Origin of the sequence: Nesterenkonia sp. NBAIMH1 (assembly GCF_007922635.1) — a bacterium.
Taxonomy (GTDB): domain Bacteria; phylum Actinomycetota; class Actinomycetes; order Actinomycetales; family Micrococcaceae; genus Nesterenkonia; species Nesterenkonia pannonica.
The window spans coordinates 1,069,932-1,085,370 of record NZ_CP042335.1 but is presented as its reverse complement, the minus strand read 5'-3'; the positions used below and the strand labels follow the sequence as shown (position 1 = coordinate 1,085,370).

At 66.2% G+C, this 15,439-nt stretch carries 15 protein-coding genes and 1 pseudogene; 5 read left to right on the top strand and 11 right to left on the bottom strand.

The genetic code is table 11. The features are described 5' to 3' along the window. The first annotated feature begins 60 nt into the window (after positions 1-60). The 4 genes from pstB to pstA all read left to right on the top strand — a co-directional run bounded on the left by pstB (position 61) and on the right by pstA (position 4,194). Positions 61-933 carry a phosphate ABC transporter ATP-binding protein PstB gene (gene pstB, locus FS388_RS05105; protein ID WP_146340317.1) on the top strand — a complete coding sequence of 291 codons (873 nt, stop codon included), beginning with the start codon at positions 61-63 and terminating at the stop codon, positions 931-933. A 76-nt stretch (positions 934-1,009) separates the two neighbouring features. Continuing rightward, on the top strand, positions 1,010-2,179 hold the full coding sequence (gene pstS / locus FS388_RS05100; protein WP_146340315.1) for a phosphate ABC transporter substrate-binding protein PstS: 1,170 nt from the start codon (positions 1,010-1,012) through the stop codon (positions 2,177-2,179). 81 nt (positions 2,180-2,260) lie between these two features. Beyond that, positions 2,261-3,259, top strand: a complete 999-nt coding sequence (pstC, locus tag FS388_RS05095) for a phosphate ABC transporter permease subunit PstC (RefSeq protein WP_146340313.1) — start codon at positions 2,261-2,263, stop codon at positions 3,257-3,259. Continuing rightward, positions 3,256-4,194 carry a phosphate ABC transporter permease PstA gene (pstA, locus tag FS388_RS05090; protein WP_146340311.1) on the top strand — a complete coding sequence of 313 codons (939 nt, stop codon included), beginning with the start codon at positions 3,256-3,258 and terminating at the stop codon, positions 4,192-4,194. Before pstC ends, pstA begins: the two co-directional genes overlap by 4 nt. Positions 4,195-4,242: 48 nt before the next feature. Here pstA and FS388_RS05085 read toward each other — a convergent pair whose 3' ends face one another. The 10 genes and pseudogenes from FS388_RS05085 to FS388_RS13435 form a co-directional block, all read right to left on the bottom strand. Beyond that, entirely contained in the window at positions 4,243-5,256 is a 1,014-nt protein-coding gene (locus FS388_RS05085; protein ID WP_168198597.1) for an inorganic phosphate transporter, read from the bottom strand. Positions 5,257-5,260: 4 nt separating this feature from the next. After that, positions 5,261-5,881 (bottom strand): nuclease PIN, encoded by a 621-nt coding sequence (locus FS388_RS13005; RefSeq protein WP_168198596.1) that lies wholly within the window; start codon positions 5,879-5,881, stop codon positions 5,261-5,263. 262 nt (positions 5,882-6,143) lie between these two features. After that, positions 6,144-7,421: an ABC transporter permease gene (locus tag FS388_RS05080; protein WP_146340307.1), complete on the bottom strand. Its 1,278-nt coding sequence runs from the start codon at positions 7,419-7,421 to the stop codon at positions 6,144-6,146. Beyond that, positions 7,418-8,686 (bottom strand): ABC transporter permease, encoded by a 1,269-nt coding sequence (locus tag FS388_RS05075; protein ID WP_146340305.1) that lies wholly within the window; start codon positions 8,684-8,686, stop codon positions 7,418-7,420. Before FS388_RS05075 ends, FS388_RS05080 begins: the two co-directional genes overlap by 4 nt. Continuing rightward, entirely contained in the window at positions 8,683-10,251 is a 1,569-nt protein-coding gene (locus FS388_RS05070; protein ID WP_146340303.1) for an ABC transporter ATP-binding protein, read from the bottom strand. Before FS388_RS05070 ends, FS388_RS05075 begins: the two co-directional genes overlap by 4 nt. A gap of 50 nt (positions 10,252-10,301) precedes the next feature. Then, a complete protein-coding gene (locus FS388_RS05065) occupies positions 10,302-11,429 on the bottom strand; it encodes a BMP family protein (protein WP_146340301.1) in 1,128 nt (375 codons plus the stop codon). Positions 11,430-11,576: 147 nt separating this feature from the next. Beyond that, a complete protein-coding gene (locus FS388_RS05060) occupies positions 11,577-12,200 on the bottom strand; it encodes a hypothetical protein (protein WP_146340299.1) in 624 nt (207 codons plus the stop codon). Beyond that, positions 12,200-12,709 carry a hypothetical protein gene (locus tag FS388_RS05055; RefSeq protein ID WP_146340297.1) on the bottom strand — a complete coding sequence of 170 codons (510 nt, stop codon included), beginning with the start codon at positions 12,707-12,709 and terminating at the stop codon, positions 12,200-12,202. Before FS388_RS05055 ends, FS388_RS05060 begins: the two co-directional genes overlap by 1 nt. A 90-nt stretch (positions 12,710-12,799) precedes the next feature. Further along, positions 12,800-13,621, bottom strand: a complete 822-nt coding sequence (locus tag FS388_RS05050; protein ID WP_246836306.1) for an ATP-binding protein — start codon at positions 13,619-13,621, stop codon at positions 12,800-12,802. Positions 13,622-13,717: 96 nt separating this feature from the next. After that, a pseudogene (locus FS388_RS13435) lies at positions 13,718-13,867 on the bottom strand (AAA family ATPase); the annotation flags it as partial. Between the two features lie 150 nt (positions 13,868-14,017). Here FS388_RS13435 and FS388_RS05045 point away from each other — a divergent pair. Next, positions 14,018-14,230 carry a hypothetical protein gene (locus FS388_RS05045; protein ID WP_146340293.1) on the top strand — a complete coding sequence of 71 codons (213 nt, stop codon included), beginning with the start codon at positions 14,018-14,020 and terminating at the stop codon, positions 14,228-14,230. A 7-nt stretch (positions 14,231-14,237) separates the two neighbouring features. Here FS388_RS05045 and FS388_RS05040 read toward each other — a convergent pair whose 3' ends face one another. After that, positions 14,238-15,398 carry an MFS transporter gene (locus FS388_RS05040; RefSeq protein WP_168198595.1) on the bottom strand — a complete coding sequence of 387 codons (1,161 nt, stop codon included), beginning with the start codon at positions 15,396-15,398 and terminating at the stop codon, positions 14,238-14,240. Positions 15,399-15,439 lie beyond the last annotated feature (41 nt).

Sequence of the window (15,439 nt, the reverse complement as noted above, 5' to 3'; positions counted from 1 at the left end):
GCATTCCATACGAGACGTATGCAATCGCACCCGCAGAGAGACACTGATCGGAGCTCACAGATGAAACAGGACGTGGAGTCTGTTCGCGCACCTTCGCAGAGCCAGCCCGCCCCGGCCGGGGGCCCCGAGCCCGCCCGCGAGAAGAAGAAGGACCCCACGGCAGTCTTCGAGCTCCGTGAGGCGGCCGTGAAGTATGGGAGCTTCACCGCCGTCTCTGGAATCACCATGGAGATTCCGCGCCAGGAGATCACAGCCTTCATCGGCCCCAGCGGCTGCGGCAAGTCCACACTCCTGCGCTCCTTCAACCGCATGAACGACCTCGTGGCCGGGGCGCGCGTCGAAGGCGAGTTCATCTACAACGGCGAGAACATCTACGGTCCCGGCATCGACCCCGTCGAGGTCAGACGGCGCATCGGAATGGTGTTCCAGAAGCCGAACCCCTTCCCGAAGTCGATCTACGACAACGTCGCCTTCGGGCCGCGCCTGAACGGGCACCGCGGAAACCTCGACGAGCTCGTCGAGACCTCATTGCGCAAAGCGTTCCTCTGGGACGAAGTGAAGGACAAGCTGAAGGACTCCGGGTTCTCCCTCTCCGGCGGACAGCAGCAGCGCCTCTGCATCGCCCGCGCCATCGCCGTGGACCCCGACGTCATCCTCATGGACGAGCCCTGCTCCGCCCTGGACCCCATCGCGACTCTGCGCATCGAAGATCTCATGCGCGAGATGCGAGAGGAGTACACCCTCATCATCGTCACCCACAACATGCAGCAGGCCGCCCGAATCTCTGACCGGACAGCCTTCCTCACCGTGGACATCGACGATGAGGCCGGAGAGCGCACCGGCGCTCTCGTCGAGTACGACGAAACCCGAACCATCTTCAACAACGCATCCGATCAGCGCACCGAGGACTACATCTCCGGTCGCTTCGGATAACGCCGACGAACCGTCCTCGTGCCGTCCCCCTACTTTCTCGTGCCCTAATCACTACCCTCACAGGAGAAGCACCTTGATGAAAACACGCGCCCTCCGGCCCGCCCAGAATCCACGATTGGCCACAGCGGCACTCGCCGGAGTGCTGGCCTTCACTCTTGCCGCATGCGGCGGAAGCGGCCCTGCAGACACGGCGCCGGAAGACGCGGCGGACGACTCTGACGCCGCCGCCGACCAGGAGAACGGCGGCAACGAGGAAGGCGGCGAGGGCGGCGGCGACCTGAGCGGCAACCTCGAAGGCGCCGGCGCCACCTTTCCGGACCCCGTCTTCCAGGACTGGGCCTTCGAGTACGGCGGCAATGTCGAGCCCGGTGTCAGCCTGAACTACCAGTCCATCGGCTCCGGCGGCGGCATCGAGCAGTTCCTGCTGGACACGGTGGACTACGGATCCTCCGAGCGGTACCTCCGCGATGAGGATCTGGAGGAGGCCGAAGAGGCTCGGAACTGCGAGGCCATCCAGTTCCCGGTCCTCTTCGGCGCCGTGACCATCGCGTTCGGCGACGAGGAGATGGACGGACTCGTCCTTGACGCGGAGACGATCGCAGGGATCTTCCAGCGTGACATCACCACGTACGACGACCCGGCGATCGCCGAGCTGAACCCCGACCGTGACCTCCCCGACTCGGAGATCCTCCCCGTGCACCGCTCGGACGGCTCCGGCACCACCTCCGTCTTCACCACGTACCTCGAGGACGCAGCGGAGAACTGGGAGCTCGGCTCCGGCACCGAGGTGCAGTGGCCTGCCGAGACCATCGGCGGTCAGGGCAACGAGGGTGTGACCGCAGGCATCGAGCAGAACGCCGGCGGTCTCGGCTACATCAACCAGGCGTACGCGCTCGTCAATGACCTGCCGACGGCCGCCGTGGTCAACGAGGACGGCAACGCAGTCGAGGCGACCTTGGAGGCGACCACTGAGGCCCTTGAGGTTCTGGACATCCCCGAGGACTTCCAGTTCGACGTCCTGGGCGTCGGCGGCGACGGCTTCCCGATCGTGGGAGCCAACTGGATCTTCGCCTACGAGTGCGGCTACGACGAGACCACCGAGGAGATCCTGAAGAGCTACTGGAGCTGGGCCACCCAGAGCGACGAGGCCACGGAGCTGGCCACGGAGCTGGGCTACGCACCTCTGGGCGAGAGCCTCCAGGGCGACGTCCAGGACGCTATCGACCGAATCAACAGCGAAGACTGACATTCATCTGATTCCTGTGGGGTGCCGGGGCACTGCCCCGGCACCCCACAGGAGCTGAATCTCTATTACAGGATCACTCTCATGCCTCTTATGACACGCGCGCAGAAGAGCGCCGATGGCCTGCGCGCTCGCGGTGCGGCACGATACAGCGACCGATTCTTCGTCGGCTTCCTCATGGTCGCGGCATCCAGTGTGCTGATCATCCTGGGTGCCATGGTGCTGCGGACGGTGTACGACGCGTATCCCGTCTTCGAATACCAGGGCTTCTTCTCCTTCGTCTTCGGCCGTGAGTGGGAAGCTGGATTCGCTCGGCACGAGTTCACCGGCAACTATGGAGCCTGGCCGTTCATCTGGGGCACCCTCTTCACCTCCGCGATTGCCGTCGCAATAGCGCTCCCGCTGGCTGTGGCTGTCGCGCTCTTCATCAACTTCTACGCCCAGGCCCGGTTCAGGACGTTCCTCTCCTACACCGTTGAGATTCTCGCAGCGGTTCCCTCAATCATCTACGGGCTCTGGGGTCTGCTCTGGTTCGTCCCGAACATTCTTCAGCCGTTCAGCAACTGGCTCAACCAGACCCTGGGCAGCTTCATCCCCTTCTTCGGCGGCGGCGTTCCCAACACGAACTACTTCCACGCCGGCGTCGTGCTGGCCATCATGATCCTGCCGATCATCACGGCCATCACTCGCGAGATCATGGCATCGACGCCCCCCGACGAGGTGAATGCTTCATACGGCCTCGGTGCCACCAAGAGCGAGACCCTCAGCCGAGTGGTCCTTCCCCGTTCCTTCGGAGGAATCGTGGGAGCCACCATGCTCGGCCTAGGACGCGCCCTCGGAGAGACCATTGCCGTGCTCATGCTTGTGGGCGGCTCCCAGCAGGCCGGATCCCGCCTCTTCTTTCCGGGGGACTCCCTCGCCGCCCATATCGCCGCGACTTTCCAGGACGCGGCGCCTGAGACCCTCACGGCGCTGATGGGGATCGGCGTGGTCCTCTTCCTGCTCACCATGGCAGTCAACATCGTGGCCCGACTGATCGTGTGGCGCTTCGCGCGCTCGTCCTCCGCAGGAGATGCTCTATGACACTCACCGCTCCCAGTCCTCAGCCCACATCGCAGGAGCCTCAGTCGCCGAAGCGCGTCAGCCTGCGCGACCGCAGCGGCAAGGCCGTCCGGCGCAAACAGTGGGACCGGCTAGTAGCCGTCGTGCTTCTGGTGCTCATGATCGTTGCTGCCATCCCTCTCGTCCTGATCCTCACAGAGGTGATCCGACAGGGCGCCGGCGTCATCTCGTGGGAGTTCTTCACGGAACGGGAGAACCCTCCCGCAAGGGAGGGCGGCGGCTATGCGGCGGGCTTCGTCGGAACGGGCATCATTATGCTCATGGCTATCGGAATTTCCGTGCCGCTGGGCTTGGCAGCCGCAGTGTATCTCGTCGAATACGGACGGGGAGCCTTTGCGAACGTCATCCGATTCGTCACCGATGTGATGACCGGCATCCCCTCGGTCTTCATCGGATTGGCCATCTACGCCCTGCTCATCCTGGGAACCGGCCAGTTCTTCGGCTTTGGGGCCTTCACGGGCGCAGTCGCCATCGCCATCGTGATGCTCCCGATCATCGTCCGCTCCTGCGAGGAGGTCCTCAAGACCGTCTCGGCTGATCTTCGCCGCGGTGCCTTCGCCCTCGGAGCCAGGAAGTGGCAGACCACACTGCGGGTCGTGCTTCCTGCGGCCGCTCCCGGGCTCACCACCAGCATTATGCTCGCTGTGGCCCGCGGCGCGGGAGAGACGGCTCCGCTCATCCTCACCGCCTTCGGGAACGTCAACATCGTCTACGCCTTCTTCAACACTGCGATCGGCGCTGTTCCTCTTCAGATCTACGACGGCGCACGCCAACCCTTCGATGCCGGCATCGAACGAGCTTGGGGCGGTGCCCTCTCGCTGCTCGTCATCATTCTGGTCATCACCGTGGTCGCCAGGCTGATCGGCTCTCGCACGTCGAAGGGGCAGCGCGTCTGATCTCTCCGGACGGAAGAGCCTGTCTCCCGCCTGAGTGGCGGCCTGCCGTCAGAGCAGGGTGCTCAGCACGGCCGTGATGCCTGCTGCCGCGGCGATTCCGACCACAGGCGTCATGGCCCAGTAGAGGACGATGCGTCGGAACTGCCGCCAGTTCACGGTGGCGAATCGCTGGTTGGATCCGGCGCCGATGATCGCTGATGCGGCGGTGAACGAGGTGGACAGCGGCAGCGCCGCCGCCAGCGAGCCTGCCACCAGCAGCCCCGCTGTGGTGGTGGTGCTGACCATGCCGCGCAGCGGATCCATGGCTACCAGCCGGTGGCCCAGCACATGCCCGATCCTCCATCCCCCGTTGAGGCAGCCCAGGGCGAGCATCAGAGCAAAGGTGAGGGTGAGGGCGGCCAGGATCGGTGCGCCCTGCGGAATGTCAGCGGCGCTCATGGCGATCAGCGCCACGATGAGGAAGCGCTGCCCTGCCTGGATCCCGGTGCCGAAGCTGGTCAGTCCGGCGCTGACGCACTGGGCCGCCCGCGAGGTGCGGTTGATCTGCTCGGCCTCTTCGCCGCGCACGAGCCGGGCGGCGGCGAAGACGAGCAGATAGGCCACGAGGAACGCCGCAACAGGCGAGATGATCAGCGTCATCAGGGGGTTGAGCCACGGAAGGTGCAGGATCTCTGATCCATCCACCCCGGAGATGAGCCCTGCGGCCAGTGTTCCGCCCAGCAGCGCGGAGAGCAGCACATGGGTGTTCGATGTGGGCATGCCCTGGAAATACGTGTGGGTCTGCCAGCTCAGGGCCGTGATGAGCGCTGCCAGCACCACGCTCAGGGTCATTGCCGGAGGCATGTCCGGAACGTCGAACCAGCTGTACAGGTACAGGCCCATCGGCAGAGCGGTGAGGACGCCTGCGGCGGTGCAGGCGGCGGCAAGCCGCGTGGCAGCTCGGGCGGTCAGCGCGCGCGTGCGGACAGGGATCGCAATGGCGTTGGGAACGTCATGCAGGCCCGCCAGGTACAGGGTGGGAAGCATGAGCGCCCCCACCAGAGTCAGCAGAAGGAGCTCCACCTGCTCAGGACTCCCGCACCACGATGGAGCCGCACACTGTGGCGACGTCGTCGCGCAGCGCGTGCATGGCGGCGAGGATCTCTGAGGCAAGCTCCGCGTGCTGCAGCGCCACGCCCGGCTGCAGGGCCCCATCGGTGGAGGTTGACCATTCGCGATGGCCGCGGTTCGCCTGCTTGGTGAGGCGCTGGGTCTGCGACCAGTACTCCTCAAGATGGTCGAGATCGTCGAGGCGCCGCAGGGCGGAGGCGGTCAGCTCCACCTCGCGGCTGAGGACCTCGAGCTGCTGGTGGGCCTGCTCGGGCAGGGCCAGCCCGGACCGGGTGATGAGAAGGTCGCCCACAGCCATCAGGTGCTCCATGGCACGGTTGAGGCCGGCGGAGATCGAGTAGACGTCCTCACGGGGGATCGGGGTCAGGAAGACGCTCCGGATCTGGGTCATCAGCGCCAGGTGCTTGTCCATGGCCCGGCCCTCGAGCGAAAGCAGGCCTTCGCGCCGCGAGAGGCGTTCTGAGGCGGAGGTGCCGAGCAGCTCGGCTAAGAGTGCGGTGCCGGATTGGAGCTCGTCGGCTATTTCCGCGAGCAGGTTGGCCGGCCCATCATGGCGCGCCCTGTTCAGAGCAATCATGCGTCCCCACAGCATTAGGAATGAATATCAGATGAACTACGGGTACTGAGTCTATAGCCCGCAGGTGAACGAATGAGGGGGAGGGGTGGGTGCCGGGCTGGGAACGCCTCACGGCGCGTGGCCGCTCGAAGCGGCTAATGGTTGGAGCCCGGGGGTTACCAGCAGCCCGGCACCGCCCATACAGTCTGGGGCCTCTGATCCCAGGCCGTCAAGCGGTCTGAGGCGGCCCTCTGCCCCCTGGCAGCGGGCACGCGGCGGCTGTCTACTTGATGTACGGAGTTCCGTTGGCTGCGGGTGGACGCACTCTGCCCACGAATCCTGCGACCGCGAAGATGGTGATGACGTAGGGCAGCATCAGCAGCATCTCTGAGGCGACGGGGGTGCCGATCGCTGAGAGCGTGTTTCCCAAGGAGGTGGAGAAGCCGAAGAGCAGGGCCGCGAGCAGGGCGGAGAAGGGCTTCCAGCGGCCCAGAATCATCGCGGCGAGGGCGATGAAGCCCTGTCCGGCCGAGATTTCGGGGCCGAAGGCCAGTCCCTGCCCGATGGTGAATGCAGCTCCTCCGAGTCCAGCGATCGCACCGCCGAGGATGACGTTGCGGACGCGGGTCCTGTTCACGTTGATGCCGACAGTGTCAGCCGCTTTGGGATGCTCTCCGACTGCGCGGATGCGCAGCCCCCATCGTGAGCGGAACAGCATGATCTGCAGGATGATGACGACCGCGTACATCAGGTAGACCAGCACTGTCTGGTTGAAGAGCACGGGGCCGATGACCGGCACCTCGGACAGCAGCGGAATGGGCAGCCGATCCAGCTGCTGCCGAGCATTCCACACACCGGGGTTCTCGGTGAGGAGGGTGGAGTAGAAGAAGCTGGTGAGGCCGATGACGAGGACGTTGAGGACCACGCCCACGATGATCTGGTTGACCTGGTACTTCACTGAGAAGAAGACCAGCATCGCACCGACCGCAGCTCCGGCGAACGGGGCGGCGATGAGCCCGAAGTAGGCGTTGGTGACCAGCGAGGCTGCCACGGCTGCGAGGAACGCGCCGGCCAGCAGCTGAGCTTCGATGGCGATGTTGATGACGCCGGAGCGTTCGCCGACCAGCCCGCAGAGCGCCCCGAAGATCAGCGGCACGGACAGGGCCAGGGCGCCGGTGAGCATCGTGGTGAGCGGGATCACCGCTCCGCGGCCGGAGCCGGCCCAGAGCAGGAAGGCGAGCACGAAGGTGACGCCGAAGAGGATGGGGACGAGGAGCTGCGTCTTCTGCCGTGCCGCTGCCCGCTTGAACGCGTAGCCGGCGAGGCCCACCAGCAGTGCCGCGCAGACGATGCCGCCCACCAGAGACGGGACGGTGATCGGGGGGATCTCCACGAAGTCCCGGGCACTGGCGACCCGGAACACGGTGGTGCTGTCTGTCGATACGGAGAGCGGGAAGAGCACGCTCACCAGCGCAAGGATCAGGTAGGTGATCGGATACTTCCAGCTGATCGGCTGGAGCGGGGCGGCTGCGGTGGCCTGCCCCTGGGCGGTCGCACTCATGCGGAGACCTCCTGTGAGCGCTTGGCGCCGGCGCGTCGAATCTTTTTGCCCGGCCTCTGCGGATCAGGAAGGAAGAAGATGGCGCGCACCAGCGGCGGTGCTGCGATGAGCAGCACAATGACGGACTGGACGACCAGGATGATGTCGATCGGGGTTCCGGTGGAGGCTTGCATGAGCACGCCTCCGGCCTGCAGTCCGCCGAAGAGAAGTCCGGCGAGGAAGGTGCCCAGGGGCTTGGAGCGGCCGAGCAGGGCGACGGTGATCGCGTCGAACCCCAGGGAGCCGGCGACTCCGCCGGTCAGGGAGTATTGGGTGCCCAGCACGTGGGCGGCGCCGGCCAGCCCGGCGAGCCCGCCGCCGATGATCAGCACCATCGCGGTGGCTTTGGGGACCGAGATGCCGGCGGTCCGGGCCGCATCAGGGTTCTCGCCGATGGCGCGCATCTCGAATCCGAGGGTGGAGCGCTCCAGCAGCCACCAGACGAAGACGGTGGCAAGGATGGCCAGGAGGAATCCGGCGTGGAGGCGGAACCCGTCGCCGAGCAGTCCGAAGAGACGAGCTGATTCGTCCACTCCGGTGGATCGAGGCTGGTTGGAGCCGGTCTGGACGAACCATTGCTGCTGCAGGAGCCAGGCGAGGAGGTAGAGCGCGATGTAGTTGAGCATGATCGTGACGATCACCTCGTTCGCACCGGTGCGCGCCTTGAGCACGCCCGCGATGCCGCCCCAGATGGCCCCGCCGAGCAGTCCGCCGAAGAGGGCGAAGAGCATGTGGACGCCTACGGGCATGCTGACCGTGTAGCCCAGGAACCCGGCGAACGTGGCGCCCAGGATGATCTGGCCCTGGCCGCCGATGTTGAGCATCCCGGATCGGAATCCGATGGCGATGCCGAGCCCGCACAGGATCAGCGGCACCGCGTTGGTCATCGTTTCGGTCAAGGGCCGCACCGCACGGGAGAGCTCGGGCGCAGTCCAGTCGAAGACAGCGCCGCGGAAGAGGGCGGTGTAGGCCTCCGAGACGGTCGTCCAGCTGGTGAGGAAGAAGTCGCCTGGCTGGGCGAAGAAGTACCCCATCGTGGACCGGACGCTGGGGTCCGCGGCAAGAATCAGCAGCGCGCCCACCGCCAGGGCGATGACAACCGCTAGGAGGGAGACCACTGCCGAGGACTGACCCATTTCCCGCAGGGCCCGTGCGAGCTTCGATTCGGCGTCAGCGAGGGCGGCGCCGCCCTGCTCGGGCTTCTTCGGGGCGTGTTCCTGACTCATCCGTCCACTTCCTCGTCCACCTCGGAGAGCGCGGTCTGGTGCTCTGCGGCAGTGCGTGCTGCCTCATCGGCGGGGACCCCGGCCATCATCAGCCCGATGACGTCCCGGGGCGTGTCCGGGCCGACGATCCCGACGACTCGTCCGCGGTACATCACGGCGATGCGGTCGGCCAGGTTGAGCGCCTCATCGAGCTCGGTGGAGACGATCAGGCAGGGGGTGCCTCTGTCACGCTCTTCGATGATGGTGCGGTGCACGAACTCGATGGAGCCGACGTCCAGCCCGCGCGTGGGCTGGGAGGCGACGAAGAGCTTGAGGGATCTGCTCATCTCCCGGGCCAGCACGACTTTCTGCTGGTTGCCGCCCGAGAGGGTCCTGATGGGGTCGTCGACGGTTCCCATGCGCACGTCGAAGCGTGCGGTCTGCTCCTCGGCGGCCGCGCGCATCACCGAGGGCCTCATGGCCGGCCCGGAGGCATAGGGAGGCTGGTCATACATGTCGAGCACGAAGTTCTCGGTGATGGAGAAGCCTGCCACCACCCCGTCGGTCGATCGGTCTTCGGGCACGAAGCCCAAGCCCGCGTTCAGCCGCTCTTTGATGCTGCGGCCCCTGAGGCTGGTGCCGTTGAGGAGGATGTCGCCCGAGGCGGCTTGGCGGGCGCCCAGGATCGTCTCCGTCAGTTCGGTCTGGCCGTTTCCGTCCACACCGGCCACGGCCAGAATCTCTCCTGCCTTCACGTCCAGGGTGACGTTGTCCAGCGTCACCTTGCCGGTGCTGGAGAGCACGGTCAGGCCTTGGATCTGCAGGGCGGGCTCACCCGGCTGGGCGGGCTCCTTCTGCGTGGTCAGGCTGACTTCGCGTCCGACCATCATGGAGGCCAGCTCTGTCTCGGATGCGCTGGGCGGCGCGGATCCGACCACTTCGCCCCTGCGGATGACGGTGATGGTGTCCGCCACTGCCTTCACCTCGCGCAGCTTGTGCGTGATGAAGAGGATGGAGGTGCCGGCGTCCTTCAGCTGACGCATGATGCTGATGAGCTCGTCCGTCTCCTGCGGGGTCAGCACTGCGGTCGGCTCATCGAGAATCAGGACCTTCGCGTCGCGCGCGAGGGCCTTGATGATCTCGACGCGCTGCTGGACGCCGACGGGAAGCTCCTCGACGGTGGCGTCGGGGTCCACATCGAAGCCGAACCGTGCCGAGATCTCCTCGACCCTGCGGCGGGCGGCGGCGAAGTCGAGCATGCCGACGCCGGAGGTGGGCTCGTAGCCCAGGGCCACAGATTCGGTCACCGTGAAGACCGGGATCAGCATGAAGTGCTGGTGCACCATGCCGATCCCGGCCGCCACGGCGTCGCCGGGTCCGTCGAAGCTCACGTGCTCGCCGTCCAGGAGCATGTCCCCCGAGGTGGGGGAGTGCATGCCGTAGATGGTGTTCATGAGGGTCGACTTGCCGGCTCCGTTCTCACCGAGCAGGGCGTGGATCTGCCCAGGCTCAACGGTCAGGCTGATGCTGTCGTTGGCGGTGAAGGAGCCGAACCTCTTGGTGACGTCCCGCAGCTCAAGTTTCACGTAGGCGCCCTATGCGTCGCGTGCTTCGGCCCGGTGCTTGTGCAGACTCGTCACTCGTCCTCGTCGGCGTCGCCCTCTTCGGCTTCGGCGTCATCCTCGGAGGGGGCGTTCTCGCTGTCGATGACCGTCTCGCCGGAGATGATCTCCTCGGTGATCTGGTCGAGGGCGTCCATGACGTCCTCCGGGACCTCGTCCTCGAAGTCGTGGAAGGGCGCCAGGCCGACGCCGTCGTTCTCCAGGTCGCCGACGTAGGGCTCGCTGCTGAACTCTTCGTTCACGCCCTCTTCGATGGTGTCGTAGACGGCCTGGGAGATCTGCTTGAGCACCGACGTCAGAATGATGTCGCCGTACTCGGTGGACTCGTAGCCGTCGGAGTCGACCCAGATCATGCGGGCGTCTGCGGATTCGATGGCCGGACCTGCGCCCAGGCCTGCGTTGCCGGCGACGGGCATGATGATGTCGGCGTCCTGAGCCAGGAGCTGCTCGGTGACCTGCTGGCCCTGGGTCTGGTCTGAGAAGTCTCCGGAGAAGGAGCCGTTCTGGGAGTCCTTGTCCCAGCCGACGAGCTCAACGTCCTCGTCGTTGTCCTCGTTGTAGCGCTCCACGCCGTCGGCGAAGCCGTCCATGAAGACCGTCACCGATGGGATCTGGATGCCGCCCCAGGTGCCGACGACGCCGCTCTCGGTCATCGCGGCGGCCGCATAGCCGCCGAGGTATGCCGCCTCTGCAGTGTTGAACACCAGCGGCTTGCCGTTCTCGTGCTCCTCGGAGAAGACCTCGTCGATCAGGGCGAAGTCCGTGTCAGGGTTCGCCTCGGCTGCGGCGTTGAGGGACTCTTCGAGGAGGAAGCCCACGCCGAAGACGACGTCGCAGCCCTGCTGGACCATGGCGTCGACGTTGCTGCTGTAGTCGGCCTCGGACTGCGACTCTGCGGTCTGGTCATCGATGCCGAAGTCATCGATGGCGGCCTGCAGGCCCTCGTAGGCGGACTGGTTGAAGGACTGGTCATCCCAGCCGCCCTCGTCGGAGACCAGGCAGGCGGTGTAGTCGACGTCTTCGGCAGCCTCGCCGTTCTCACCGTCGCCGTTCTCCTCATCGGGAGCTTCGCCGCAGGCGGAGAGCGTCAGTGCGGCAGCGGCGGCCAGGGCGATGCCGGCTCGGGCGGTGATGGGCTTCATGGTGGGCTCCTCAGGTGGTGCGGTGTGAGTGATGGCTGCGCCGTTCCACGCAGCGATGGAGAGCATCTTACGTCCGGATGTGTTTCTCCGATGTATCTGGACGCTGTCGACCGCATTATGACGTCGCCTGACGAGGCTGACGCCCGATCAGTCGAGGGTGCCTGCCCGGTAGGAGCGGGCCGAGAGCTCCAGCTCCTCGGCGGTGCGCACGAGCTGATTGGCTCGGGAGGTCAGGCGCTGGGCGTCGCTGGCGGAGACTCCGTGATGATCGGCCCAGAGGGCCTGACCGCGGGCGATGACCCGGCAGAACGCGGCAGCTCGGTCGAAGGCCACGTCGACGTCGCCGTCGTGCATGCCGCTGAGCACCCGGTCGGCCAGCCGGGTCATCTCCTCGGCGGTGGGCGGATCGGCGATTCCGGCGATCGCGTGCGGGGCCGAGTGCGAGCGGCCCAGCTGGTAGTACTCGCTCATGCGCTCGGGGGAGGCGTGGACGGCGGTGCGCAGCGCGTAGATTCGCCACAGCGAGCCGGCCAGGGAGTGGGCGGAGGAGTGGGACCACAGCTCGGCGACGGCGTCGATGCCTTCGGTTTCCGCGAGGCGGACGAAGCGTGATGTGAGGTCGGGGTCGCCTGCGCTGCGTCCGGCGTCGACCAGGGCGTGGGCAGAGTCATGGGCCGCCTGGGAGATCGCGGCAGGGTCAGCTCCGCCTTCTCTGCGGTCGAAGCTGGCGGGGTCGGACAGTGACGGGCGGTGGTGGGAGCGGGAGGCCATCAGGGCTGATCCGCCTCGGCCGGGTCTTGGACCTCGGTATCCTCGTTCTCGTCGTCCTGCTCGGGGTATTCGGCGTCGACGCGGCTGTCCTCTATGTCGAGATCCTCGAGCTCGACGACTTCGCGGTCCCCTAACGGCTCCTCAAGCTCCACGGTGATCTCAGCCTCCACGACTTCGGTGGTGCACACGTCCGGGGAGTCGGGCAGGACCCCGGTGATCAGCGCGACGGCCACCTCGTCGTCGTCCTCCTCCGCCTCGTAGCGGATGCCGTAGCACTCAGGATTCCCCATCCAGGTGGTGAAGCGCAGCTCGGCCTCCCCGGACTCTTCGACGCCGGTCCAGGGCTGGGGGCGTTCGCTCTCGAGGGTGTCGGTGGTGTCGGTGATGGTCTCGGCGTCGTCGGCGGCGGCTGGGGTGTTTGCCGCGCCGTCCTCGGCGTCGTCCCCGCAGGCAGCGAGCAGGAGCGCGGCGGCACCGGCGGCTGCGGCAAGGCGGAGGTGCGATGTCATGGGTATACGATCCACCCTCCTACCGGTCCAAGGTCAAGTTTGGGCGGGAGGGCCGCGCGGGCTCTCCTGCGGGGCTGAGGCAGGAACAGGTCATGCGGCGAGGAGCGCCAGCGGCACAACGGCGATTCCGTCGGCGCGGCGGTAGGCCTTCTCGCCTGTCGATATGACCGCGAGGTCGACGACGTCGTCGGGCATGCGTTCGCGGAACCACTTCAGGTGCCTGAGGTCGTGGTCCCTGAAGTCTGGCGAGAGTTTGACCTCGATGCCGACGAGCTGGCCCTCGTCGCCTTCGACAATAAGGTCAACTTCTTCCCTGTTGTCATACGAGCGGAGGTGCCTCACGGACGCGCCGTGAGCCTCTGCGATGACCCTCACGGTCAATGCCGCAAGGGATTCGAAGAGCTTCCCGGCCTTATCCGCGGCCGCCGGCATTTCGAGACGGCGGGAGGTCAGGCCCATCAGCCTTGCTGCCAGGGCAGGGTCGGCAAGCTGATGCTTCTGCACCGTCTGAAGCTGCTTGAAGGGGTTCGACTCGTTGGTCCACGCTTCAATGGGATCAAGCAGCCGCAGCTTGGTCAGAAACTCTCGATAGGTGTTCGCGGTGGTCCGTGCGGGGCGCTCACCGTCTTCGCCTGCCACGTCGAGGATCTTCTGCTGAGTGGAAGTGGTGGATGATGCGGCGGCATAAGCCTTCAGCCAGCGCAGCAGAGTGCCGGGACGGCGCACTGTATGGCCCTGTTCGGGAAGGTCTCGGTCGATGACTCTCTGAAGGTATGAGTCCACGTAGCTCTTCTGTATCCGTGGTGGCTTTTTGCTGATAGCCGGGAAGCCGCTGGAGACAATCGCGTCGTAGTAGTCGCTGATGGAGAAGTCGGTGGAACCGGCAATTTCAGGGGCCGTTCCAGAGAGCATGTCGCCAAGGCTCACGGTCGGCTGCGTGAGTCCTCGCTCATGCAGGCCCATGGGGCGCATGCGCACCGAGAGAATTCGACCGGCGCCGCTGTGGGTTCCAGTCCCCGGCTGAGGTGTGGCGCTTCCCGCGAGAATGAACCGTCCAGGCCCTGCCCCTTTGTCCACGGCACGGCGCACAGCATTCCAAGAGTCGGGATAGTTCTGCCATTCATCGATGAACAGGCTTCCCGACGCCCTTAGGGCCATCGAGTGCGACGGCAGGGGCTTCCTGCGCTGCATCCTCTGCATGTCGGACGCCTCATGCCGGACCGGCTGTTGACCGGCGGGCACCGACCGGTCAGCATGACATCAGCACTATGTCGTCGGCGCGAGGCCGCAACCAGGAGGATCCTTCCGATGGACCATCAGAGAAGCAAGCTGCCCCAGCCCGGCGACCACTCGCGTAAGCGGACGGAGGAGACGCCGGCTGAGGAGCTCCTCGAAGGAGAGACGGACGAGTCGCGCGTCGTAGATGTCGACGAAGAGACGGAGCACCGCCAGGGGAGCGGCTCTCAACGGCAGGACAAGAACGCTGACGATCAGGACACGGAGAACGACCGGCCGCAGTGACGGCGTGTCAGAGTGCGGCCGGCTCGGCCCGGCGGGTCAGCCCCAGCCCAGCCTCACTGCGAAGAAGCGTAGGCAGGATGGCCAGCACCGCGAAGAGCCCGGCAACGATGAACGCCGGAGCTGGGGAGGCGGGATCCAGCAGCACCCCCAGAATCGCGGAGCCCGCCGCCTGACCCACCGCAAGGGCGATGAACAGCGCAGCGGTGCCGGTCGAGGCGCGATCCGGCACAGCCCGCTCCGCCCAAACGATGAGCAGTCCCGAGACAGCGGTGTAGGTCGCGCCGAACGCGGCAGCAGAGACGTACGCGGCTGCCATCGACCCCGGCGCTGAGCCGAGAACCACGGTCGCGGCCCCCATGGCGAACGTGATGCTGCTCCACGCTGTGCGCAGACTCAGTGCGTGGACGGCATGTCCCGCGCCCAGTCCCAGCACGCCGAAGCCGCCCAGCAGCATCCACGCGATGACCGAGTAGACCTCCCCGCCGCCCGAGGTCTCCGCCATGATGGTGCGGCCGAAGGTCCATATGCCGGCGCTTGAGGCGCCCGCCAGAATCGCGGCGGCGAAGGGCCATGCCAATGCTCGCCAGTGGGATCGGCTCATCGACGGCGACCGGCCCCCGGACGGATGCTGCGCCTGGGACCGATCTGTGACCAGGGTGGAGACGGCGGCCGCAGCGGCGGCCAGGGCGATCGCTGCCCATCCGAGACGCCACTGGGAGACAGTGGCGAACAGCAGCAGCCCAGCAATGACGATCCCTGCGCCGGTGCCGGCGTTGACAGTGGTCTGTGCGTTCTCGCGACGCTGCGGAGAGACGTTGTTCTGCACCAGGGTGACCAGGCCCGGAGTGGCAAAGCCGGCTCCTGCCCCAGCCACGACGATGCTCACCGCAAGAACGCCGGCGTTCGGGGACAGCGCCACTCCCAACGATCCGAGTGAGGCGGTCGCACCGGCCGTCATGACGACGCGCCTGGGATGTGTGCTGACCAGAGTCGCGATGAACGCAGCGACGCAGAAGGAGAGGAAGCTCCCGGCCTGGATGAATCCCGAGACGGCGGAGCTGATGCCGAACTCCTCCATGAAGCGGGGAAGGAACAGTCCGTAGCCGAAGCGCGCCAAACCGTAGGTCGCGGCGATCAGCGCCATGCCGCTCAGCACGAATCCGCGCATCGTCTGCCCTTTCGTCGAAAAATAGAACGAGCGTTACAGTA

Bases quoted from the DNA above. Each gene is read 5' to 3' on its own strand.
- pstB (WP_146340317.1), top strand. From the start codon at position 61: ATGAAACAGGACGTGGAGTCTGTTCGCGCACCTTCGCAGAGCCAGCCC.
- pstS (WP_146340315.1), top strand. From the start codon at position 1,010: ATGAAAACACGCGCCCTCCGGCCCGCCCAGAATCCACGATTGGCCACA.
- pstC (WP_146340313.1), top strand. From the start codon at position 2,261: ATGCCTCTTATGACACGCGCGCAGAAGAGCGCCGATGGCCTGCGCGCT.
- pstA (WP_146340311.1), top strand. From the start codon at position 3,256: ATGACACTCACCGCTCCCAGTCCTCAGCCCACATCGCAGGAGCCTCAG.
- FS388_RS13005 (WP_168198596.1), bottom strand. From the start codon at position 5,881: ATGATTGCTCTGAACAGGGCGCGCCATGATGGGCCGGCCAACCTGCTC.
- FS388_RS05080 (WP_146340307.1), bottom strand. From the start codon at position 7,421: ATGAGTGCGACCGCCCAGGGGCAGGCCACCGCAGCCGCCCCGCTCCAG.
- FS388_RS05075 (WP_146340305.1), bottom strand. From the start codon at position 8,686: ATGAGTCAGGAACACGCCCCGAAGAAGCCCGAGCAGGGCGGCGCCGCC.
- FS388_RS05065 (WP_146340301.1), bottom strand. From the start codon at position 11,429: ATGAAGCCCATCACCGCCCGAGCCGGCATCGCCCTGGCCGCCGCTGCC.
- FS388_RS05060 (WP_146340299.1), bottom strand. From the start codon at position 12,200: ATGGCCTCCCGCTCCCACCACCGCCCGTCACTGTCCGACCCCGCCAGC.
- FS388_RS05055 (WP_146340297.1), bottom strand. From the start codon at position 12,709: ATGACATCGCACCTCCGCCTTGCCGCAGCCGCCGGTGCCGCCGCGCTC.
- FS388_RS05050 (WP_246836306.1), bottom strand. From the start codon at position 13,621: ATGCTCTCTGGAACGGCCCCTGAAATTGCCGGTTCCACCGACTTCTCC.
- FS388_RS05045 (WP_146340293.1), top strand. From the start codon at position 14,018: ATGGACCATCAGAGAAGCAAGCTGCCCCAGCCCGGCGACCACTCGCGT.
- FS388_RS05040 (WP_168198595.1), bottom strand. From the start codon at position 15,398: ATGCGCGGATTCGTGCTGAGCGGCATGGCGCTGATCGCCGCGACCTAC.